Here is a 22,306-nt window from a genome sequence, read left to right on the forward strand (position 1 = left end):
GAACAAATTATGGCAGACTCAATACTTTGGAACCGGTTGGAGATCCGTGCGCGCAGCGAGCGGTTTGACGAGAATCTGGGCAATCAGCTTTATGACCCCTATTGGATGCTTTGCCGGCAGTGGCAAACCGGCGAATTCGAAGGAACGGACAATGGTTCCCCGGCGGAGGTCCGCGTGAAATGGCAGCAGTACCCTTTCCGACAGTTATCGGCCGATGGCAACCACCCTGTGGATTATACCAATCATCAGCCGATGGAAGCGGAAGTGGAACGTGTGGCGGTAGAGCCCGGTATCCCCCTTCGCATTGAGATGGGGCGGCAACTGGAGCGAATGCTACACCGTGCGTTGGGTGATGCCGCAGGTGGAGTGGTGCAAACTTTGAAAGCCAGGCCAGAGCTGCAATTTCAGATCCCCGCTGCAGCGACTACGGAAGACCGTATGCAAAATGCACATGAACTTAGCAACAGGAGCCTTCAAACCTGGGTACACGCAGCGGTGCAGACCGGTGCTCTCGATGGAGGGGCGTTGTACAAAAAACTGCGCGGGGGGCAATCCCTTACGGACTTTCTGCCTGGCCCTAATCCTCAAGCGGATACAGTAGGTGGGCAATGGGCCGACTGGTTTGACCGTCAATACAATCAGCCGGTTGATGAAACAAAAGATGCCTGGCGGCCTGAACGTATGGAGTATCGTTTTCAGGCCCATCTCAACGGCAAAAACGGTGCCCCCATGCAATTGGGAGCCGAGGAGTACTACGAAGGGCGCCTCGACTGGTACAGCTTTGAGGTTGCTGAATCCGGACGGGGCAGCCGGGACGATGTGCAAGCGCCTCAGGTCCGGCATTTGATCCCCACAGAAGTGGACTACCCCGGTATGCCTGCTGCCCGATGGTGGGAGATGGAAGATGGTAAGGTCAACCTACTGGCTATGGAAGCTGGTGCCACGCAGTCCGGGCGGCTGGCGCTTATGGAGTTTGGGCTCATGTACAGCAATGATTGGTTTTTGCTGCCGCTGCGTGTTCCCGGCGGAGGGCTGCTTGAGGTGGAAGGGGTGGAAATCCGTGATGTCTTTGGGCAGTGGTCCGAGGCCAATCACTATCGGGATAGTTCCGGCAGCAACCATTGGAACTTCTTTGGGCTCACTGGCATTCCTGACCCGCAGAGTGCTTACGATAAATACCTGTTGCTGCCGCCCGGCGTGGTCGATCTGAAGGAAAGCCCGGCACAGGAAGAAGTCTACCTGGCCCGCGACGAAATGGCGAATATGGTTTGGGGTATTGAGTATTATCTTCCAGATGGCATTGATGGCCGGCGGGAAGGCAATGCTGCCGCCCTGAATACCGCCACCTATTTGCGCGCCCTGTCGGAGGAAGTCACCGGAGGAGCCCCACCCGCTCCACCCCTTGAAAATGAAGCCCTGGTCCGTTACCGGTTGGCAACGGATGTGCCGGAGCATTGGATTCCTTTTAAAGCAACACCTGTACCGGATGGTGGCGGGGCCATCCGGTTACAGCGGGCGGCGATGCCCCGGGTGTATCCCGGACTGCCCATTGAGCGGATCCGCCCCCGCACGAGCCTGCTGCGGTATGGTCTGGATAAATCAGCTTATCAGCCCTTTTTCATTCCGGAAGAAGAGGTGCCTAAGTCAGGTATTCGGGTATCCCGGACCTGGCAGCGAGCCCGTTGGCACAACGGCCGGACCGCCCTTTGGAGTGGTTTCCGCAAGCAGAATGGCCGGGGGCAGGGCAATAGTGGCTTACGGTTTGATGGGTTATTTGAGCGGGATTAGTGGTTCCAGGGTAAGACCTTCACCTCTGTTCTGTGCTGTGTGTCTGCTCCGCCGTATATCAGCGTTTGAGATTGCACACGCCCTTCGGCGATTTTGACGAAGTCCTGCAAGCCTTTGAATAGCCTGGGTTTGAGTGTGCGGGCCGCTTTCACTTCAAAAATATCGAAGCTGCCTCCACGCTGGGTGAGGAGGTCAATTTCGTGCCCGGCGGCATCCCGCCAAAACCAGTACTCCCTGAGTCGATAAGTATGGTGATTTTGCTTGATGATATTCGAAATGATAAGTGTTTCGAATAATGCGCCGGCAAGGGTGCGGTCAGTCAGGTCCTCCAGTGTTCTGAGCCCTAACAGGAAAGCGGCCAGGCCTGGATCAAAAAAGTAAAGTTTAGGTGATTTGACAACCCGCTTACTGAAGTTTTCGAAATAAGGCGGAAGCAGAAAAATAATGAAGCTGCGCTCCAGTATAGTAAGCCAGGACTTGGCGGTAGGCTGAGATATCCCAGCCGCATTCGCCAGCGCACTTATATTTAGCAACTGACCGGTACGAGCTGCACAAAGACTGACAAAATTGCGGAAACGCCGTAAGTCCTGCACTTTGGTAAGCTGTGATACATCCCGATCAATATGGGTTTGAAGGTAATTAGCGTAAAATACAGGAGGCTCTATCCCCCGGTCGTAAATCGCCGGGTAGAATCCTCTGAATAGCATAGTCTCCCAATTCTCAGCCAGTAGATCCGAAGACTTTAACTCCTGAATATCGAACGGCAGCAACTTGAATAGGGCTACTCTGCCAGCCAAACTTTGGGTTATGCGCTCCAGTAGGTGAAAGTTCTGAGAACCCGAGAGGATGTACTGCCCCATGATGCTCTGCTTGTCCACTTTGGTCTGGAGATAAGGAAACAACTCTGGCGCGCGTTGAACTTCATCAAATATGGTCTGCCCGTCATAAGTTGTGAGAAACCCCACCGGGTCCTCTGTGGCAAAGCTCCGGAGGTCTGTGTTTTCCAGACTTACATACTGGTATTCCGGGAATAAATGTTTGAGCAGTGTGGTTTTCCCGGATTGTCTTGGCCCAGTCACTGCAAGAATGGGATATTTCTCTACCTGTCTGCGAATAGCAGTGGTCATCTGCCGGTTGATTATACTCATAGTGACAAGATAATGAATTTTGAAAATACAAGCTATAAATTTTGAATTTGCATAAAATAGTTTTTAAAAATACAAAGCTTGGATTTTGAATTTGCACAACCGAAGCAAACCATTTTAACAATAGAGTTTATTAAGGTAAGTTTTGTACAGGGTATGGATGAGTATTTTTTGCCAGATCAAAGAACGCCCGGAACCTCGTAGCCTAAGCTACGAAGGTGAGGACGAGATGCAGAGCTGGTGAAAAAGACCATTCAGAGACATACAAAATTTGCGTTAATAAACTCTAATAAAGTAGCAATAGCATCCATTTCCGAAAGTTGCGTTCGCGTTGCGTTTTGCATCAGATGGCCGGTCTGCTCTCAAATCAGCTACGTAGTATGTCGTTACATCCTTATCTTTCAGGCTACCATAGAGTGAGCAACGTTTGTTGGCCTTAATTTTTTCCGATGAAGACCTCGCAGATTTCCCTTTTCCTAGTCCTTTTATGGTTCGGATGGACGCCATGTGCGTCCCTGGCAGCCGATAAAACCCTCACCTGGACTTTTCCTCTCCCGAGGACGCACACTGGGATTCTGATCGGCAACGGTATTCAGGGGCTCATGGTCTGGGGGCAGGACAATCAGCTGAATGTGACGGTAAGCCGGGCTGGATTCTGGGACCACAGGGGAGGCCGGCCGTTTGGCGCCACCACCAACTTTAAGACTGTGAAGCGATTGTTGGAAGCCGGGCAGCAGGATTCCCTGAAGCTCATTTTCAAAAATGAAAAACAGGAGGGTTTACCCAACCGGCCCTATCAGTTGGGCGGGGGTAGGCTGGAACTACATTTTCCCAAAAGCTTCATGCTGCAGACGGGGGAATTAAATCTACAGACTGGCAAGTTGGAAGTGGTGATCAAATTGCCCGATGGCTCGCTCAGAACGATAGATATCGGTCAGGCAGTACCCGATGAAGTGGCCTGGATAAAGATGGAAGAAGCCCTGCTGGCGAAGGTGGAGATCAAGCTGGTCGCGAGCTATGACCACCCAAAGGTCCGGAAAGAACTGGCTGAAATTGGCGTAGCACCTCCCACCCGGTTTTCCGATGCTGCCCAATCCGTAGCCGGTTTTACGCAGTCCCTGCCGGCGGACGCTCCGCTTTCGGTGGCCTATCAGAAAAACAAAGACCATCTGGTGCTTCAGACCGTACTGGGCGAACAGCCGGAGCCTGCGCTGATCGCCTCCTTTCGGTCGGTCGACCTGAAAGCGCTGGATAAACAATCCACTGCCTGGTGGACCAACTTTTCCAAAGATCTTCCAAAGGTAACCATTCCGGATCCGAAGCTTCAGGAAGCCTATGATTATGGTCTCTACAAAATGGGGTGTGTACACCCGCCGCATGGCGTAGCGGCCACCTTGCAGGGCCCCTTTATGGAAACACAGCGCATCCCTCCGTGGAGCAACGATTACCACTTCAACATCAATATTGAGATGATCTACTGGCCCGTCCTGGTATCCGGTAAATACGAACATCTCGATCCACTTTGGGCCATGCTGGAGGACTGGATGCCTACGCTGGAAGCCGCCGGGCGCTACTTTTACGAAAATGACAAAGCCCTGCTTATGCCCCACGCCGTAGACAACCGCGGACACGTGGTGGGCAACTTTTGGACCGGTATGATCGATCAGGCCTGTGCGGCCTGGATGGCGCAGCTGGCGTGGCTGCAGTATCAGCACACCCTGGACGAGCAACTACTGGCGGAAGTCGCCTTCCCTCTCATGCAGGGCACCTTCGAAGGCTACTACGCGATGACAGAAAAAACGACAGATGGCACCCTGAGCCTCCCCGTTTCCGTAAGCCCGGAATTTAAGGGCGCGAGGCCTGATGCGTGGGGGCGGAATGCTTCCTTTCAGCTGGCAGCCTACAAGATGACGGCAAAGAACCTGATTGAAGCAAGTGCCCTTCTCAATCAGCCGATGGATGAGCGCTGGACGGAGGTTCTGGAAAAGCTCCCCGATTACGCTATCATTGAAGGGCCGGGAAGTCAGGAACACCCGGAATATGTCAACCAGCGTATTGCCCTCTGGGAGGGCATGGACTTGGTGGAGAGCCACCGCCACCATTCTCACCTGGCAGGCATATATCCCTTTCAGTCCTTTGATCCTTTTGATGAAAAGCATGCCGCTATCGTCCGTCATTCCATCAATCAGTGGATAGCGGAAGGCGCGGGCAGATGGTCGGGCTGGTGTGTGCCCTGGGCGGCTGCCCTCCACGCCCGTTTGGGCAATCCGGATGGCGCGATCTCCTGGTTGCACTATTGGGAGGAAAACTATACTAACCTGGGGCGGGGCACCCTGCACGATGCCAATTACAAAGGCCTTTCCCTGATCAAACCCGGTATTGGGCCTGACATACGCCCCGATGCCTCTAAGCCAATGGACTGGAATAATGTGGAATTCATGGCACCCCATAATGAAGTCATGCAGCTGGACGGCGGCTTTGGGGTGCTTGATGCCCTGCATAACCTGTTTTTCCAGCAGCGGGATTCCGTCCTGCATATCCTCCCGTACCTGCCGGTGAGGTGGCGGGATTTTGAGTTTGAAGGCTTGCACACAGCAGGCGGCTTCGTCATCGCCGGCCAGGTGAAAAACGGGCAAGTGGAGCGCATCGAAATAGAGAGCAAATTTGGAAAGCCACTGGTTGTGCAAACGCCGTTTCTCAACGGCTGTCAGGTGGATGGGGTGGCTCAGGATAGCGCATTGTTGAAGCTGGAAATGAGTGCGGACGAAGTAGTGGTGGTTCGTCGGCTCTGATACGTGGGCAAATACTAAGGTTTTTTACAACGGTCGATATCGAATCTTAATACCATCTTTTGCGTGCTCTGCAACGCAAATAAAGAGACACGTTCATTAAATCTCTTCAGGGTCAAAATAGGCAAACTCATTGACCGGGTTTAGTTTGAGTAGTTGCCATAGCGACCAGCTAACATGCTTGTATGCTTGGCAATTGGATACTCCCTTTTGAAATCATTTATCCTAAATACCCTGCATCATCTTTTAAGTATTTCCAATAACTGATAGTTCAAATACAATTTCTCTTTACCTACTTGTTCGCTCTTTAGAAATCCCGCTTTTTCTAGTTCTTTTAAATAGTTACCTGCCGTTTTTAAATTCCCCAAACCCGCTTTTTCCAAAAATTGTCTCTTGGTATAGGGTAACCTAAACAGTACTTCCATTAGGTCTTTGGAGTACACTTTAGGAAGTTTGGCGTGTATTTCAGCACCCATTTCACTCATTAGCGTTTCAATCTGCGCAATACGTTGGCGGTCTTTTTTTGCAGTGGTTTCTACCATGTCAAGCATGTAGAGAATCCAGCCCTGCCATTCGCTTTGTTCGGTTACCGCTCGAAGCTTTTCATAATAGGCCGCTTTGTTTTCCATGATATAACCACTGAGGAACAGGGCCGGTAAATCCAGCAAGCCGGTTAATTTCAAGTAGAGCAAAAGAATAATTCTTCCCACCCGGCCATTGCCGTCAAAAAACGGGTGAATAGCTTCAAACTGATAATGGATGATAGACATTTTTACCAACGGGTCTATCTCATCTTCGGCATGAATAAAATCTTCCAGGTTTTTAAGTTTTTGCCGGATCACCTCTACGCCTTCTGGTGGGGTGTAAACCACCATGCCGTTAGCCGGATTTTTCAGCTGGGTGCCGGGTGCATTGCGAATGCCGGCATTGTTTTCTTTGATCACCTGCACCAGCTTGATAAACAAGTTGGTGGTGAGCAGGGGCTTTCGTTTCATTACTTCCAGCCCATACCACAAGGCATTTTTGTAATGCAATACTTCTTTTATAGCCGGATTGTCTGTTTTTTTATCGGCTATGGATTGCTTGAATAACTCGTCATGGGTGGTGATGATGTTTTCTATAGCCGAGCTGGCCTGCGCCTCTTGCAATTGAATGGTATCTATAAAAAGCGTAGTGTTGGGTAACTTAGTGATGGCACCTTTCAGCTCTGAAAGAGCACGGCTGGCAGTAATGGTTTTTTTGAGAATGACTGTAGTTTCTATTTCCGCTTTGGGCGGTAAGAGCGGCAGTTCGTTGTACGGTAGGTCAGGGCTATATGCCATATCCATGTATTTTATAACGAGGGCGTTTTTTACACCCGTTTTAAAAACAAGGGCAAATATAGGTTTTTTTCGCCCTTGTTTGTAGCAAAAGGGCGTTTATTGCCCTTGTGCTACCTCCACCTACTCAAAGACCTGATTTTACCCGTTCACATTAACGCTTCATCACTTGCACCAATCCATTGTGCGCGCTGCATACTACTGCACCGGATCTACCTGGACAAAAGAGGTACAGCCCCCCATCCTTCACACCAACTCCCCCAGCACCGGCGTGCCTGCCTTCCCCGGCGACTGATTAAACAACCGGGCATAAGCTGCATAAAGCTCCGGCAACTGTGCCTGAAAAGCGGCAGGCCAGGTAAAGAAGTGGACTATGCTTACCGGGCGGAGCGGAATGGGGTCTAGGTTGATCCATTGCTGTATCCAGGCTTGGCTAAAGCCGCTGATTTGCTGTAGCTCGAGCCAGTGGTCTTCGGTCAGAGGCGGAAAGCCGAGCTCCGGGTAGGAGCGCTCGAAGACTTTGGCGTACTCGTGCAGCCCGATGTTATAAAAATTGTGGGGCTCCAGAAAGCCTTTCATCAGCTGCTCAGCGGAGAAGAGTATGGCACCGTCTTCTTCGTAGATTTCGGAAGCGTGGTAGTTTTTGGGGTATTGCGGAGAGGGGAAAGGCTGCGGGAAAAAGATGAGGTGCTCAAATTTGGGCAACAAAAAGTCTTTGCGCCCGAAGGTGAGTTGAACGGCACAAATGGCAGCGACGGCTTTGAGGTCTTCCGTTACGTCTTCCATCCCTTTCGCCATAAAGTCATTGGCTTCCATGTACAGGCGTACCCGGCGGCGGAAGCGCAGCTTTTCAGGATCAGCCAGGTGTTGATAATAGGGCAGATGGCGTTCCAGCAACCCACGCAGCTTGGGGGGCATATCCGGTGGCCGGCGGGTCCACCACCACCAGTTGATCTGTGGGCTCAGGATGTAGATAAAAGCCAGCGCAATCACAAAGGGCACGACGTAAATACTGTAGCTGGAATGGGCTTCCCAGGCCAGGAACAAAAACAGAATGGCCCCGAGTACAAAGGGGATGGATAAAATGCGTGCTGGCATATTCCGGTTTTAGAAGGGAAATTACAAAATCAGTTAACACTTCGAGAGGAATCGTGTTTCATTCCTATTGCCAAAATCATTGCCATGATAGCTGAAGCCTTTGCCCGCTATTTTCACTTTATCAGCATTCTGACCATGTCCTTTGCGATTGCCGGAGAAGCCTGGCTCATCCGGCCGCGCCTGCAGCGCCGCACGGTACAGCAGCTATTTGTACTGGATGGTGTATACGGATTAAGTGCCCTGGCTATTGTGGGCGTCGGTCTGCTGCTATGGTTTGGGGTAGGCAAGCCTGCGGAGTACTACACATCCAACTGGCTTTTTCATTTAAAGCTGGGGCTCTTCACTGCCTTAGGGCTTTTGTCGATCTTTCCAACTGTATTTTTCTTCAAAAACCGGAAGGGACAGGAAACAGACTGGGTGGAGATTCCGGTACGCATCCGGCTCCTGATCCGCCTGGAATTGTTGTTGCTGCTCTTCATCCCGCTTTGTGCCACGCTAATGGCACGTGGGTTCGGACAGGTGAGTGGATAGGGAGGCGAGAAGGTATTTTAAGCAAAAGTTAACTGTTACTTAATTTCCTCACAAGGCAGAAGTTTCAACTTAATACTCATCTTTGCGTTGCCCTGATCAATACCGAAACATCAGAATATGGAGCAAGCGACCATAACAGGCAGGGTATATGTACAGCAAAACGATCTTCAAAAAGGCATCGCCAACGTAAGCGTTTCCGACGGTAAGATGGTCGTGCAAACGGATGCGGACGGGCGTTACACCCTGCCAAGGCCAAAAGCGGAAGGTGTCATTTTTATCACCAAGCCCGCCGGGTACGAGCTGCCGCTCAATGCCCACAATCAGCCACAGTTTTTCCATTTTATCCGGCCAGAGGGCAGCCCCAATAATGCCGAGCTGGAATACGAGGGCTTTGAGCCTGCGCCCCTGCCCGAAACCGTTGATTTTGAATTGCTGCCGGGCCGGCGGCAGGAGCAGTTCCGGGCGGTCTTTTTTGGCGATATTCAGCCTAAGACGGAGGAGGAAGTAGGATTTTTCCGGCAGCTTATGGTACAGCACCTCCTCCATCAGCCCATGGACTTTTTTGTGCCGCTGGGGGACATTGCCTGGGACGGGCTTGCTCTCTATCCGGAGATTAGGGAAGCACTTGCCGGGATTGGAAAGCCTTACTACACGGTCTGCGGTAACCACGATATCAACCTGCGGGCTTCAGACCCGGCATTCAGCCGGGAGACCTTTCAGCGTTACTTTGTGCCGACCTACTATGCCTTCGACTACGGACAGGTACACTTTGTGGTGCTCGATGATATCGGCTACACGGGCTGGGATACCGAATACGACACCTTCGGTATTACCCAGGGTTACCTCTCGCAGCAACAACTCCGATGGCTCCGCAATGACTTGGAGACAGTTCCTGAGGATAAGCTGGTGGTGCTGCTCATGCATATTCCTATCTATACCGATATCCTGCCCGCCGATACCTACCGCAATATTCAAAACCGGGACGATCTGTTTGACATTCTGGGCCACCGCGAGCAAGTGCTGGCGCTGGCTGCTCATACCCATTTTGTAGAGCACGTTGACTTGCGCGAAGGCGGCTGGTCGGGCAATGGAGCCTTTAAGCATCTGGTCTGCGGGGCGGCCTGCGGGGCCTGGTGGAAAGGGCCCCGAGACTGGACAGGGCTGCCCGTTCGCTTAGGCATGGATGGGACACCCAATGGGTTCTGGGTTTTCGATTTCGATGGGGTGGCTTACACCTATCGCTTTCAGGCGGCCGGTCAGCCTGCGCATGAGCAGGTAGGGGTACGGGCACCCATTTCAGGTCCACTTGCGGCCTGTACGGATGGGCAGGAGGTGGTTGCCAATATTTATGCCGCCAGCTATGAAGCGGTAGTGACCTGCCAGATTGATGATGGGGCGTCGGTACCTATGAAGCGAACGGTGGAAAAAGACCCACTCGTTTTGCACATGCTGAAGCAATATCCGGAAGAATATTCGCATTGGATGAAAGCCAGGGATTGTGCCCATCTCTGGAAAGCTCCCCTCCCGGATCAGCTCAAGCCAGGCGTGCATACCCTTGCCTTTACTGCTATTGAGCCGGATGGGAACACCATCAAGGGAAAACATACGTTTCGTTTAGTCTTTGATTGAGGCCAGCGCCTGAGCTTCAGCGGGCGATAGCGCCCGGTAGTATAGCCGCACCTCATCCATTGCTCCTTTGAAAAAATTGCGGCGAGCAAAATTACATCCCAGCAGTACAGGTTGCTGTGAGGCAGGAAAAGGCCAAAGGTCCTCCACCTGTCCTACCTGCTCGCCATTGACATAGTAGGTGCATTGCCCCAGGCTCTGGTCGGCTACCGCAACCAGATGTACCCACTCGTCTTCCGGCAGAGCATGATTGATCCAATAGTCTTTCCAGCCATTGGTGTAAGTAGAGAAACCCCACTGCAGATCGCCCAACGGGCCGAGGCCAAACTGCCAGACGGGCTTATTGATTCCATCCATGGATTTGCCCAGGAGCCGGTCAAAACGGCGCAGCTCATCGACCTTAATCCATGCCGAAAAGCTTACGGAGCCCTGGTGCTTGTCGAGCGCGGGCAAGCCCAGTTCCAGATAGTGCTCCTGCCCGTCAAACTGAAGAGCTTCCTCCTTAATCCCGGCCACTGTAAGAGCGCCGTTATCAGACCGTATGGCGGGGTGGCGCATTGGTGTATCAAAGCTCAAGTAGATAGCAAGGCCCCGTTCCAGATCTTGGCTTTTGCCGTAAGCGTTGGCAGCAGGCGGCAGGCTGTCCGGTTTCTGATTGCGGGCTACGGATTGTAATACCTGGCTTTCCGGATAATAAGTAAGGGCTGCCTGAGCAAGGGCGGAGGCAGCATCCGCATGCCCTGTGCTTTGCCAGGCTGCGCAGACATTATAAACCTCGGTGGCGTGATGGTAGAAGCGGCCGGTGGTGTCAGACTGCAGCAACTGCAAAGTGGCGGTGATGACTGCCGCTGTTTGCTTTTTTAGCGGAGCGATCTCCTGAGCTATTGATCTTGGGGAAATGGTTAGTTGAAGGGGGTCGTAACCGTATTTTCTGATGAGTTCCTGCTTGCGCTCCCACCAGGCCTCAGGGCCTCCGTTGGGGAGCATGGTGGGCAGGCTCAGGTCCCCGAATAAGGTTTGAAGACCTTGGTAAAGCGTACGTTGCATAATACCGGCATTGGTCTCTTCCTCAATCATTTCAGTATGATAGGCCATAGGGCGTTCAATAGAATGGGCTTTGAGTAAGCGAGCCAGCTTGAGGGTCTCCATCATGTCGGGCTGATCGCCAAAGCCGTTAGTCAGGTACAGAAAGCCATCAAAATCCGTCTCCCCTACCAGAAAAGTACGGTAAGCCCGCTCCGGATTAACCAACCGGTGGATCGTCGGTGCCGCAGCCAGGTAGGCATCAAAGAGATGGGGGCGCAGCATCATCGCTGAGAGGGTGAAGTATCCGGCATCTCCGTGGCCAGCCAGGATGCGGTAGGGCGCAAGCCGGGGGCCGTATTGCTGTTCCAAAACCGGGAAAAGGCGGTGTTCCAGAAAGCTTAGAGTCGTATCACCCATGGCTTGTTGAGGACCCTGCCCTGCACGGTAAGGCCACGCACTAACGCTCCAGTAGTTGTTATCTGGCACATCGAGTCCTATTACGACCAATGGCAACCCCTGCCCCGAACGCGCCAGCTCTGTTGCTAAATGGTAAGTGAGCGCTGCGTAACGGTTGCTGTTTAGCACAACCATCACCGGGTAAGGGCCTGGGTTTTCCTCAAAGCCATCTGGCAGCCACACCCGGGCTTCGGGTAGCCTGGCATTCTCTCCAGCCTCAAAGTGCAAGACCTCCTGTGCCTGCAAGGGCAGTAGGTTGAGTAACCAAAAGAAGCATAGAAGGGCCCGACGCGCCAGCAGAGACTCTAATTGACCTGTTGCATTATTGCTCATCACTCTTTTACTTTTAGCTTTCAGGTTTTCCTGTGGCCTGCCGGTTTATTTTTCTGAAAAATCAGGCTCTATGGTCCGGCAGAACAGCATGTAAAACGTCTGCTGCAAAAGTAGAAGAGGCGTAAGGAAAAAGTATCTTGGGGTGTAGGGGTTGTTCCGTGAATCGTGGTTTTTACCCTCACCGGTTATTTAATGACTTTCTGTCTTTGAAGTACGGTGTTTCCAGACTCTAATGAAAGGATATAGAGCCCGGTTTCGTAAGGCTTCATGTCCAAAGCAAGCGTCTGCTTTTGCGCAGGAGGGAGTGCTCTGCGGTATACGGTTTGCCCAAGGGCATTACGGAGTACCAGCTGTGAGCTTCGGACTTCTGACAAGCCCTCCACTTGCACCGTCAGCTCTTCCTGCACCGGGTTGGGAAAGGCGCGCAACGCAGCTGCTATGGGTTGGAAGTCTGTGGCATTGACCATGATGGAGTCCAGCGTAACCACTTCCAGGTCATCCACATAAAAGCCATCGAGCTGTATGAAGTTGTCAGATGCCATCAGAAAACGGATGGAGACCGACTCGCCAAGGTATTCGGTCAGGTCAATTTCTTCCTGTACCCACTCATTTTGAATGCCCTGATAGAGCGGCTCTGCTGGTTGAAAGCCTCCGTTGCCGGTCACGGTATAGCGGCCGCAGAGTGGGGTCCAGCTATTGCCGGCATCAGTGGAAAGCTGCACCTGAGCGTAGTCGTAGTCTTCTTCGGTTGCCCATCGGGCCTGAAAGCGCAGGAAGGCTTTGCCGGCTTCTTCATTCAGGGCCAGGTTTTCATTCAGCGTCAGCAGGTTGGTTGTTCCGGCAGGGTAATTGCTGAAAGGGCTGTCGGTGAAGGAATTGGGGGCGGAGACAAAAGCCTCTGTGGTCAGCGCCCAGGAGCCACTGGTTGTCCAGTTAGACGGGCTGTCCATAGGGTCTGCGAAGACTGTATTGGTTGCGCCATTGAGGTAGGTTTTTTCCAGGGTGTCGCGGTAAACGTATCCGCCATAATCCAATGCAATAGCGAAGCGCACCTCTTCAATAATGGCTGATCCCGGCATCACCATATAGTCGAAGGAGTAGCCCGTGCTTTCCAACAGATCAAGGGCAAGCACCTGCGGGGCCGAAGCCACTACTACATTTGAGCTACCGGCGGTAACGCTTAACGTGGCGCTGCCATCCTCCAGCCCAAACCGCTGTATTTCCAGGGGGATGGTACCCTGTAGTTCACTAAGGGTTTCCGGCGTTTCATCCCGGACTTCAAGGTAATAATGGACGAGGTTTGCCATGGCCAGGTTTTGCCAAAGCACGCCCTTATTCAACCGGTCTATGGCTGAGGCAGGGGGCCAAAAACCGAAGGTGCCGGGGCCGACTTCCGGGGTGTAGGAATAGGCCTTATCCTTAGTTTCCATTTCGCCGTACATCCAGTCGTCGCTGCCCCCGTTGACCACGTAGCCCACGGTTTCAGTACCGGTGCCCAGCCTGAAGTCGTTGAAGCGGTTCATCACATTGCCCATGCCTTTGAAAAGGGCATCCTCGCTGGTGGGCACATCGTTGTAGCCCCAGGGGTGGATAAGGAGGTTGCCAAAGGTGTGGTAGTTCAGTATAATTTTGAAGTTATGCAGCTCACAGAAGGCTTTTGCCGCTTGTGTTTCGGGTTCGGAGAAAGGTGCATCCCCCCTAAAGACCTGACTGTTAGGGTCAGGAGAGGAGCCGCTGTTGTCAAAACCCCACTCGAAGCCATAGTTTCGGTTGAGGTCAACTCCGAACACATTGCCACCAAAGGGGCGGCGGTTTTTACGCCAAAGCCCGCCTCCCTGTGGCATAATTTGTTCATTATACACGTAGCCATCCGGGTTGAGGCAGGGGATGAAGTACATGGCGGTGTTGTTGAGCAGAAACTGCACCTGAGGGTCGGAGTGATAATTTTCCAGGAGGTGCCACATGTAAAAAATCAGCTGAGAAAGGCTGTTGGGTTCCCGCGCATGATGGAGGGCGGTGTAAAGCACCTTGGGCTCGGCAGGCTCGTCTGTAGCTGCATTATCGGAGATGCGGAGCCAGTAGATGGGGCGCCCTTCAAAGGTCGTGAATGTATCAATTGGTGTGACAGGTGTGATGAGCTCGGGGAAGAGATCATGCATACGCTCCAGTTCGGTTAGCATCTCATCGTAGGTAAAGTAGCCGCCCATCGTACCGTCCACGTAGTTTTCGGGCGTAGGGATATCTGCGAAGGGGTCATCAGTGGTGCAATCGCCATTGCGAAACCCGGTTTGCTGAGGCTGCTGCTGATAATAGGTGCCTACATCTTCAATGGCAATTTGGTAGGGAATGCCTGCGGCTTCCAGGAGTTGTACTTCCCTTTCCGAAAAGTCATTTACGAGGAATGCGCCCGGGCGGACAATGCCATGATCAGTCTCCAGCCCGAGTGCGCCCACTTCCTGAATACTGTGGCGGGACAAATCGACGCGTACCCGGTGGTAAGTGGTTTGTGCTGAAATGAATTGTGCTCCAAAGAGGAGGAGGGCGAAGGGTAGTAACAGTTGCCTCATGGGTTCGTTGTTTCAATTTAATCCGAAACGAACATAAGACAAAATTCTGGTACTCTGGTTGGCTGGAAAACCTGATTTGGACAAAAGGCTTGCAGAAAGACAGCTTATTCTTCCCGGATCAGGGCTGAAACTCGCATGGCACGTAGTGCCGGGGGGAGCGCAGCGAGCAGCCCTATCGTCACCACGGTTACGGCCACCGTTACAAAATCCATGAAACGCAAGCTGATGGGATAGGCTTCTACAATAAAATTGCCAGGCACGGTGATGAGCCCGATGTACTTTTGTGCAGCGTAAAGCCCCAGCGCGAGCACTATGCCAATGCCGAGGCCCAGTAGGCTGAGCAGTACACCTTCCGCCAGAAAAATATCGCGTATGGTCGTTTTTAGTGCCCCCATAGATCGGAGAATAGCAATATCCGGCTGCTTTTCCAGCACAATCATCCACAGCGCCCCGATCATATTGAAGGAAACCAGAAGCAACATCAGGCTGGCAATGGCGTAGCTGAGCCACTTCTCTATCTGCATAAGCTTTAGGAAAGCCGCCTCCTGCTCAAAACGGTCTTTGACCTCATAGTCTTCGCCAAGCAAAGTACCGATTTGGGCAACCGCATCTCTGGAATCCACGCCTTCCTGCAGTCGGATTTCAATAGCGCTCACCTCATCAGCATCTGCTTCCAGCAGGCCACGCGCAAAGCTGATGGGGGCAAGCACGTATTCGTTATTAAATTCGTGCTGAATGACAAAGGTGCCGCCCGGATAAATATACCGGCGGCGGAAGGGCTGAAGCTGCCGGCTGAACATTCCCCGGCTTTGGCTTCTCCGGGGCATGTATACGCCCAGCTCTGTGAAAGGGTCGCCAACGTTGACGTTGAGTTTGTCCCGCATGCCCAGGCCGAGTATGGCAAAGTCTTTTTCGCCGTCTTTCAACCGGTATACGCCTTCCCGGACGGTAGTGTCAATACCCACCACCTTTTCGTAGTTGGGGGCCACACCCTTGAGGGTGCCGAAATCCTGATTGTCCTTGTATTCAAAAAAGGCGACCTCCTCCAGAGACGTGGTTACGGCTGCGACCCCTTCCAGTGCCAGCAGTTCTTCCAGCATCACCGTATCGGCCGTGAAGGTTTTGCCCTGTGCAGGAGTGACCTTCACATCCGGGTTGAAGTTGCTGTACATCGTCGCGATCAGGTCTTCAAACCCATTAAATACGGAAAGCACAAGTATAAGCGCCGCTGACCCTACTGCAATACCAAGCACCGCAATACCAGTGATGATATTGATAGCGTTGGTTGATTTTTTAGCAAGCAGGTAGCGGCGGGCGATCCGTATGGAAAACTGCATATTAAGGTTGATTACTAGCGCTCTGTAGGGCGTGTGGGCAGATTGGGTGTCTTGATGGTCCGGAGCATGCCGCGCTGTTCCTCGATCATCACGTTATGCTCGTTGTTCATATACTCGTACTCTTGGATCAGCTTTTGAATGTCCGCATTCATTTCTTCGAAGTCCGCGATACGGTTTTCCACAGGGTATCCTTCCACTTTAAGCCGTTCCAGCAGGTCATCGTGCTTTTTCAGGACTTCCGCCTGATGCCCGAAGAAGCCCTCGTGCTTTTCCAACAGCCTTTCGTGGTTTTCCCGAAGCTGGGTGTGCAGGGAGTCGGTGCCGATTTTGTTGGGCTGACTGTCATATTGCTCCCGTAGCGCTGTGTATTCCCCCTTGGTCTGATCGAAGCTGTTGCGGTAGTACTTCAGGGAGGTACGTGCCTCTTCGTACTGCTTTTTCAGCTCTTCAAACTTAACCTCCTGCTCATTGGTGCAGGCTGTAAATGCAATGGCGATAAGTGCCAGTAAAAAAGAAATTCGTGTAAGGTTCATGGTATGCATAAGATTGTTAATTGAAATCTTCTTCTCCTTCCTGTAAAACATCTGCCGGCTCAGGGCAGCCGTCCGGCCGTGAGGTGGTCAGGTATAAATCAATAGAGGACCCTTTAACGACCATCTGTCCGGGAACAAACTCCGGCTCCTGCCGGTAGACAAAGGCGCTGCTTTCCGCACCTTCTGCCCCGGAAGTTTGTCCGAGAGCAAGATTGGATGTGGTCAGCAGAAATTTTGCTTCGTCAAAACGCTTGCAAATCAGGTCCGGCAGGGCTACTTCATTGGTAATACGTTCTGTGATCACGAACTCAAGTGTCGAGCCTCGTGGGACTTTGACGCCCCGGCGCAGCATATCATCCGTGATTTTGAGCCCGTTGTGGAAAAAGTGCAGCACTGTGTTTTCCTCCTGTTTATTGTCAAATATCCGCTCCTGTACCCGTGCTTTTACATCAATGCGTTTGAGTTTGGTACGGTATTGTTCGAAGTTGTACCCGGCACGCATCAATGTGGGGAGGAGAACGGAATCAGCCTGTGCCCGGTACTTACTCACGTAAATGGTCCGGCCTTCCTTAGCCCGCTGATTGGGCATAGGGTCCTGCTGGTAAATCGTATTGGGGCGTTTATTGCTATCGAAAAAGGAATCAATAGCGACAATCCGAAAGTTTTGTTTTTCAGCTTTGCGCATCGCGTCCCGCATATCCATACCGGTATAGTCAGGGACCTGAATAGACTCCCCGTGGCGGGTATAAATTTTGAGGGACCAACGCACGATGTAAATGGAACCAAAGACCATCAGCAGGATACCGGCAAAGTTGCGGAGAAAAACGGGGGACTTCAAAAACTGCCACGTTTCCGCCATAAACATTTTAGCCTTAGCCTTTACCTGTTCTGCCAGCGGGCTGGGTGGCCCGGAGCCCGGGCGTTGGCTGTTGGAGTGGTCCGGAGAGGCAGACTTGGTATCCTCATTCATAGTGATCGGATTGTGAATCGGTTGAGCTGAGGCCTTGGCTTCAGCCGGTACGTGTTGAATATCGGTGTCTGGTATATGCAAAGCGCTGCTAATCACCTGGTGTAGCATGCCGGCCGGGGTCTGTCCTGCCGCAGCAAGCTGCACGCCAAATAAGCTGTGCGGGGTGACCGGTGGTTGCAAATTGACATCAAAAATACAAACCTCAGGTGCTTTGCCATCCTGCAAATGTACAAAAGCATCGAGATTGGCAGGGCTTTTCAGGTCGAGGAGGCGTACGGCTTTTTCCAGCTGTTGCTGAATACTCCACCTCAGCCCTTCATCGGAGGCAAAACGTGCCGGAGTATGGCTGTATTTTGCAGCCTGCTCATACTTTTCTGCCGAACGCAGAATGTGCCCGCCGGACCGTACTTCGGAAATGGGCAGCCAGCTATATGATAGGGTACCTTCAGGAGATGATAACGGGCAAACATGCGCACTGATCTCCATAAGGTAGTACCCGGCTTTGCGCGAAATTTGCGGAGCTGCGACCATTGCTGGCTTTTGCGGGAAAAGGGTCCCCGGAGAGAGCCGTAGTATCCGACGGGCTTCCTGGCCATCCTCCGGGCTCGTCCTGAAAAGCAGGCGCGTGTAGGCCTGCAGTTCTGCACGGGTGGACAAAAACTGTACCCCTGAGCTGTATTGTCCGTCGAGGGGGCGAACGATCATAGGGTAGCCAACCTGGCTTTCGAGGCGGTTTAGCGCTCCCGCAACGTCTTTTTCGTATTCCGTCCGGGTTAGCCTTAGCTGGTTAGGGACCGCAATACCATTTCTGTCCAGCGTCTGCAGTAATTGGTATTTATCTGCGCAAAGCCGGGCGGCCCGCTCCGTTGCCCCATTGTGAGGCAGCTTTACTTTTGCCAATTGGTCCAACAGGGCAATAGGGGCGTCGGTAGCTGCAGGCAGCGTAAGCCAAACATACCCGGCTATGGCAGGCCATTGATTGACCGGGCAGGGCTCTGCCATTTTGGGGTAGGCCCGGTTGCTGTGTTTTGCAATGAATGCCTGTAGCGCATCGTCAAATTGGGGGGGTATGCCCGGATGGCTGCATAGCTGGTGAAGTTCCGGCATCGATGCGGTTAGAAAAGCATGGAGCGGCAACCGGAAGTAATGAATGCCGGTATCCGTAACCGTCTGCCAAATGGGAATAGGTCGAAAGCCCTGCATCCCGTCCAGCCATTGAAAGACCTCCCGCGCACTTTCCAGCGACAGCCCGCCTCCGTAGCCAAAGCCGCCACAGACCAGGGCGATACCGGTTTCTTCAACAGGCTCTGCGGGTGGCAGCCCTTCCGTATCATTGGCAGACTCAAGAGCTGCTTGTATGAGGAGCGTCAGTGCCTGAGCTGGGGGGAGTCCCAGTTGTCCGAACCCCGCCCAAACCGGAGCTTCAAGATTCCAGTCCGGCTGACTACTGACGCGATCGATAATGAACTGCCCGTCCGGCAGGCTATAGCCACTAATTTGGGCGAAAGCCCGGAGTTGCAGGCGCTGAAATACTTCGGTGACCAGCTGAGGGATATGGTCCGTAAATCCCGCGTTGGCATATACTTCGGGGACCTGGGGGGGCAATACCAGCAGCCCGCTTTCGGGAGCAGCCAGGACGCTGCAGGTGAAAGGTATGCCCTGAGGCACTTGCTCAATGAGGACTTTTTCCTGCAAGCTCTTCCGGTGGCTGCGCAGACGGAATTCGGTAACTGACGGGTGGCTTGCCGCCGTATTGAGGTACTCAAAAAGTTGCTGAGGGGCGTCAATGACGACTTTTTCCTCCGTGGTCTGCACTTCTACCGGAAAGCCCGTTCCGTCCTCTAAGTCACCCAGCAGGCGAATGGTCTCCCGGCGTTCAAAACTGTTGCTGTCGCGCCATTCTGCAGCTGGCAGAATTTCTTCAAAAAAGGCCCGGTTAATGGCGAGTTCAAACCGCTCAAGGTCATCGGGGTGCTGGAGCTGGGTCTGCCCGGCTAGGGTGGGAATATCGCCAGGGCGGACCCAAACAGGGTGTTGGAGTTCGGTGTTTACGCGCTGGGGCAAGGTGCCGGAAGTGTGCCCGGTCCATTCTTCCCGGTTTATAGCAATCGCCGGGGTGGTGGAGAAATCGTGAAGGTCGAGCAAATCCCGCAGGCGGGTCCGGTCAGCAGTGTAACGGCAGGCCGCTGGGGTAAAGCCGTTGTAGGGGACGCCCAGTTCTTCGAGTTGCTCCTGAAGCTGCCCGTCTTCCGCAAAAGCGCCTTGCATGGCAATCCAGGCGAAGTCAACGCTGGCTGGTAAATCAGACCAATCCAGGGGCTTTTCAAGATGCAGCCACTCGGGGTGGGCCGGCAGAGATTCCTGGCTAAGGGAAAAGCCGTCGGGCAGCGCCTGATTGGCTGCAAGCAAAGCCTTTATACTCGTTGCGTTGAGCGCAGCAGGCTGCATCTGCAGTAGTTGCCCCCGGGCATCGATCAGCAAGGGGACCGGTTCAAAAAGGGAACGGTCCAGCAGGGCATAAACCGACCGGGCGTTCGGCAGGGAACGATCGCGCTCGCGGGAGGGGCCACCAAACAGAATGCCTATTTTCATACGGCGTTGTGGGTTTTCGGCTGTAAAGGTAAGGAAGTCTGTCAGAATATCGGGTGTGTAGCTCAGGCGTAGAATGCGTATGTTTGCAGCTCAAACGGGCATTTATGAACCGAGAAATCCTACGGCTGGCCATTCCCAATATCATCAGCAACATATCGGTGCCGCTCCTGAGCAGCGTGGATACAGCACTGATGGGGCGCATGTCAGAACTGCATATCGGAGCAGTGGGCATCGGAGCGATGCTGTTCAATTTCATCTACTGGAATTTCGGTTTTCTGCGCATGGGCACAACGGGCCTGACGGCTCAGGCGTATGGGCAGCAGTCGGATGAAGAAGTGGCGCACACCCTGGGGAGGGCACTGTTGGTTGTATTTGCTGTGGCGACCTTGTTGTTGCTGTTGCAATGGCCTTTGGGTGAAGCGGGTATACAACTGATGAATACGGAAGACCGGCAGGCTGGCCTGGTCCGGCAATACTTTTTTATCCGGATTTGGGCGGCCCCGGCTACCCTCGGGCTCTACGCCCTCATGGGCTGGTTCTTTGGTTTGCAGAATGCTATCTTTCCGCTGGTCCTGACCATCATCATCAACGCTGCTAATATCCTGCTAAGTGTTTACCTCGTAGAATATCGGGAAATGGGCGTAGCTGGTGTGGCTTACGGCACACTGATTGCTCAGTACATCGGGCTGACTGCAGCTTTTGGGCTGGCGTTTTACCGCTACGGCCACTTGCTGGGGCACTTCCGGTTACGGGCGATCAGCCAATGGCAAAAACTCCTCGGTTTTCTGCGTATCAATGCCGATATTTTCATTCGCACGCTTTGCCTGACTGGTGTCTTCGGATTCTTCTACTCTCAATCTTCCGGGCAGGGCGAAATGGTGCTGGCGGTAAATACCATCCTGCTGCAATACCTCAACTGGATGTCGTACGGCGTAGATGGCTTTGCGTACGCGTCGGAAAGCCTGGTGGGCAAATATAAAGGTGCAGCAGACCACCCCAAAACCCGCCGGGCGATCAAGCTTTCCTTTGCCTGGGGTATGGGGCTGGCGGCTTTATTCAGCCTGGGATACGGGCTGGGCGGAAATGGGCTGCTCCGGTTATTCACCAATCAGGCGGATGTGATCCTCGCTGCTCAACCTTTTCTTTTTTGGATGGTGCTCTTCCCGCTGCTGGGTACGCCGAGTTACATTTGGGATGGCGTATACATCGGGCTCACGGCTTCCAAAGCTATGCGGAACAGTATGCTGCTGGCGTTTGTTACTTTCCTGCTGGCGTACGCGGCGGCACGCGGGTATGGCAATCATGGCCTCTGGCTGGCGATGTTGATCTTCCTGGTGGCACGGGGCGGATTCCAGTATTGGCTTTACCACCGCAAAGGACTGGCACTGAACTGATTCATCATGACGATTAAGATAGCGAAACCGGATAAGGAACCGGAGATTTTTTACTCTATTCAGGGCGAGGGGAAAAATATGGGCCAGCCCAGTATTTTCGTCCGTACCTCCCTGTGCAATTTGCATTGCAGCTGGTGCGATACCGATTACACCTGGAACTGGGAGGGTACCCGTTTTACCCACGATAACGATGTGCTGCCCGGCTACCGGAAGTTCAAAAAGGAGGATGTCATTGCAGAGATGAAGCTGGAGAAAGTAGTGGAGGCGATACAGCAGTATCCCTGCAAAAACGTAATCCTTACCGGCGGCGAGCCTATGCTGCAACAACCTGCGCTTGCCGCGCTGATGCAGGCGCTTGGCAGAAACTACTGGTTTGAGGTGGAAACCAACGGGACTTTACTGCCGGACCCTGCCTTCGAAGCGGCAATCCATCAGTATAATGTTTCACCTAAACTGTCGAATTCCAATAACAGCCAAAAGCTCCGGGAGCGGCCAAAGGTATACCGGTATTTCGCTCAAAGCGACAAGGCCCACTTCAAGTTCGTAGTGGCCAACCCGGCAGAGTTGGAGGAGGTACAGGATTTGATCGATCGCTACGCCATCAAGCCCTCCCGGGTCTATCTGATGCCGGAAGGGACGAATACAGAACGGCTGGCCGAAAAGCAGGCGTGGCTGGTGGAGGCCTGCAAAGTGCACGGGTTTAACTTCACAAGCCGGCTGCACATCTTTATTTATGGCAATAAGCGCGGGGTTTGAAAACAGCGAAGGGCAACCCCGCCGGGATTGCCCTTCACTATTTTTC

14 protein-coding genes are annotated in these 22,306 nt (G+C 53.0%); 6 read left to right on the forward strand and 8 right to left on the reverse strand.

Annotated elements, in window-relative coordinates; translation table 11 throughout:
• Positions 1-9 precede the first annotated feature (9 nt).
• Complete coding sequence (locus ACO08I_RS18175; protein ID WP_421946689.1) at positions 10-1,788, forward strand: hypothetical protein; 1,779 nt, start codon at positions 10-12, stop codon at positions 1,786-1,788.
• On the opposite strand, the gene ACO08I_RS18180 is transcribed toward ACO08I_RS18175, so the two are convergent.
• Positions 1,785-2,936 carry an ATP-binding protein gene (locus ACO08I_RS18180; protein ID WP_421946690.1) on the reverse strand — a complete coding sequence of 384 codons (1,152 nt, stop codon included), beginning with the start codon at positions 2,934-2,936 and terminating at the stop codon, positions 1,785-1,787. The two genes, ACO08I_RS18175 and ACO08I_RS18180, sit on opposite strands and share 4 nt — an antisense overlap.
• A 446-nt stretch (positions 2,937-3,382) precedes the next feature.
• Here ACO08I_RS18180 and ACO08I_RS18185 point away from each other — a divergent pair, with 446 nt between their 5' ends.
• Positions 3,383-5,725, forward strand: coding sequence for a glycosyl hydrolase family 95 catalytic domain-containing protein (locus ACO08I_RS18185; protein ID WP_421946691.1), 2,343 nt, complete (start codon positions 3,383-3,385; stop codon positions 5,723-5,725).
• A gap of 236 nt (positions 5,726-5,961) precedes the next feature.
• Here ACO08I_RS18185 and ACO08I_RS18190 read toward each other — a convergent pair whose 3' ends face one another.
• Together ACO08I_RS18190 and ACO08I_RS18195 are read right to left on the reverse strand one after the other, a co-directional pair.
• Entirely contained in the window at positions 5,962-7,044 is a 1,083-nt protein-coding gene (locus tag ACO08I_RS18190; protein WP_421946692.1) for a Fic family protein, read from the reverse strand.
• 243 nt (positions 7,045-7,287) lie between these two features.
• Complete coding sequence (locus ACO08I_RS18195; RefSeq protein ID WP_282775400.1) at positions 7,288-8,139, reverse strand: zinc-dependent peptidase; 852 nt, start codon at positions 8,137-8,139, stop codon at positions 7,288-7,290.
• Positions 8,140-8,223: 84 nt separating this feature from the next.
• Between ACO08I_RS18195 and ACO08I_RS18200 the strand changes: the two genes are divergently transcribed.
• Together ACO08I_RS18200 and ACO08I_RS18205 are read left to right on the forward strand one after the other, a co-directional pair.
• A complete protein-coding gene (locus tag ACO08I_RS18200) occupies positions 8,224-8,670 on the forward strand; it encodes a DUF2214 family protein (RefSeq protein WP_282775401.1) in 447 nt (148 codons plus the stop codon).
• A gap of 117 nt (positions 8,671-8,787) precedes the next feature.
• On the forward strand, positions 8,788-10,299 hold the full coding sequence (locus ACO08I_RS18205) for a calcineurin-like phosphoesterase C-terminal domain-containing protein (protein WP_421946693.1): 1,512 nt from the start codon (positions 8,788-8,790) through the stop codon (positions 10,297-10,299).
• Here the strand turns inward: ACO08I_RS18205 and ACO08I_RS18210 are convergent.
• From ACO08I_RS18210 to ACO08I_RS18230, 5 genes are all read right to left on the reverse strand, one after another.
• Positions 10,285-12,111 (reverse strand): LamG-like jellyroll fold domain-containing protein, encoded by a 1,827-nt coding sequence (locus ACO08I_RS18210; RefSeq protein ID WP_421946694.1) that lies wholly within the window; start codon positions 12,109-12,111, stop codon positions 10,285-10,287. The genes ACO08I_RS18205 and ACO08I_RS18210 overlap by 15 nt on opposite strands.
• A gap of 185 nt (positions 12,112-12,296) precedes the next feature.
• Positions 12,297-14,678, reverse strand: coding sequence for a M14 family zinc carboxypeptidase (locus ACO08I_RS18215; RefSeq protein ID WP_421946695.1), 2,382 nt, complete (start codon positions 14,676-14,678; stop codon positions 12,297-12,299).
• Between the two features lie 104 nt (positions 14,679-14,782).
• Positions 14,783-16,015 (reverse strand): ABC transporter permease, encoded by a 1,233-nt coding sequence (locus ACO08I_RS18220; RefSeq protein ID WP_282781001.1) that lies wholly within the window; start codon positions 16,013-16,015, stop codon positions 14,783-14,785.
• 14 nt (positions 16,016-16,029) lie between these two features.
• Complete coding sequence (locus tag ACO08I_RS18225) at positions 16,030-16,548, reverse strand: hypothetical protein (protein WP_282781003.1); 519 nt, start codon at positions 16,546-16,548, stop codon at positions 16,030-16,032.
• Between the two features lie 16 nt (positions 16,549-16,564).
• Positions 16,565-20,110 carry a PASTA domain-containing protein gene (locus ACO08I_RS18230; protein ID WP_282781005.1) on the reverse strand — a complete coding sequence of 1,182 codons (3,546 nt, stop codon included), beginning with the start codon at positions 20,108-20,110 and terminating at the stop codon, positions 16,565-16,567.
• Positions 20,111-20,214: 104 nt separating this feature from the next.
• Between ACO08I_RS18230 and ACO08I_RS18235 the strand changes: the two genes are divergently transcribed.
• A complete protein-coding gene (locus ACO08I_RS18235; protein WP_282781007.1) occupies positions 20,215-21,504 on the forward strand; it encodes an MATE family efflux transporter in 1,290 nt (429 codons plus the stop codon).
• 6 nt (positions 21,505-21,510) lie between these two features.
• Positions 21,511-22,260: a 7-carboxy-7-deazaguanine synthase QueE gene (locus tag ACO08I_RS18240; RefSeq protein WP_282781009.1), complete on the forward strand. Its 750-nt coding sequence runs from the start codon at positions 21,511-21,513 to the stop codon at positions 22,258-22,260.
• Positions 22,261-22,306 lie beyond the last annotated feature (46 nt).

The organism is Phaeodactylibacter xiamenensis (assembly GCF_965229835.1).
Lineage (GTDB): Bacteria > Bacteroidota > Bacteroidia > Chitinophagales > Saprospiraceae > Phaeodactylibacter > Phaeodactylibacter xiamenensis.

Excerpts from the sequence above, each read along its gene's own strand:
- ACO08I_RS18175 (WP_421946689.1), top strand. The coding sequence starts at position 10 with ATGGCAGACTCAATACTTTGGAACCGGTTGGAGATCCGTGCGCGCAGC.
- ACO08I_RS18180 (WP_421946690.1), bottom strand. The coding sequence starts at position 2,936 with ATGAGTATAATCAACCGGCAGATGACCACTGCTATTCGCAGACAGGTA.
- ACO08I_RS18185 (WP_421946691.1), top strand. The coding sequence starts at position 3,383 with ATGAAGACCTCGCAGATTTCCCTTTTCCTAGTCCTTTTATGGTTCGGA.
- ACO08I_RS18190 (WP_421946692.1), bottom strand. The coding sequence starts at position 7,044 with ATGGCATATAGCCCTGACCTACCGTACAACGAACTGCCGCTCTTACCG.
- ACO08I_RS18195 (WP_282775400.1), bottom strand. The coding sequence starts at position 8,139 with ATGCCAGCACGCATTTTATCCATCCCCTTTGTACTCGGGGCCATTCTG.
- ACO08I_RS18200 (WP_282775401.1), top strand. The coding sequence starts at position 8,224 with ATGATAGCTGAAGCCTTTGCCCGCTATTTTCACTTTATCAGCATTCTG.
- ACO08I_RS18205 (WP_421946693.1), top strand. The coding sequence starts at position 8,788 with ATGGAGCAAGCGACCATAACAGGCAGGGTATATGTACAGCAAAACGAT.
- ACO08I_RS18210 (WP_421946694.1), bottom strand. The coding sequence starts at position 12,111 with ATGAGCAATAATGCAACAGGTCAATTAGAGTCTCTGCTGGCGCGTCGG.
- ACO08I_RS18215 (WP_421946695.1), bottom strand. The coding sequence starts at position 14,678 with ATGAGGCAACTGTTACTACCCTTCGCCCTCCTCCTCTTTGGAGCACAA.
- ACO08I_RS18220 (WP_282781001.1), bottom strand. The coding sequence starts at position 16,015 with ATGCAGTTTTCCATACGGATCGCCCGCCGCTACCTGCTTGCTAAAAAA.
- ACO08I_RS18225 (WP_282781003.1), bottom strand. The coding sequence starts at position 16,548 with ATGAACCTTACACGAATTTCTTTTTTACTGGCACTTATCGCCATTGCA.
- ACO08I_RS18230 (WP_282781005.1), bottom strand. The coding sequence starts at position 20,110 with ATGAAAATAGGCATTCTGTTTGGTGGCCCCTCCCGCGAGCGCGATCGT.
- ACO08I_RS18235 (WP_282781007.1), top strand. The coding sequence starts at position 20,215 with ATGAACCGAGAAATCCTACGGCTGGCCATTCCCAATATCATCAGCAAC.
- ACO08I_RS18240 (WP_282781009.1), top strand. The coding sequence starts at position 21,511 with ATGACGATTAAGATAGCGAAACCGGATAAGGAACCGGAGATTTTTTAC.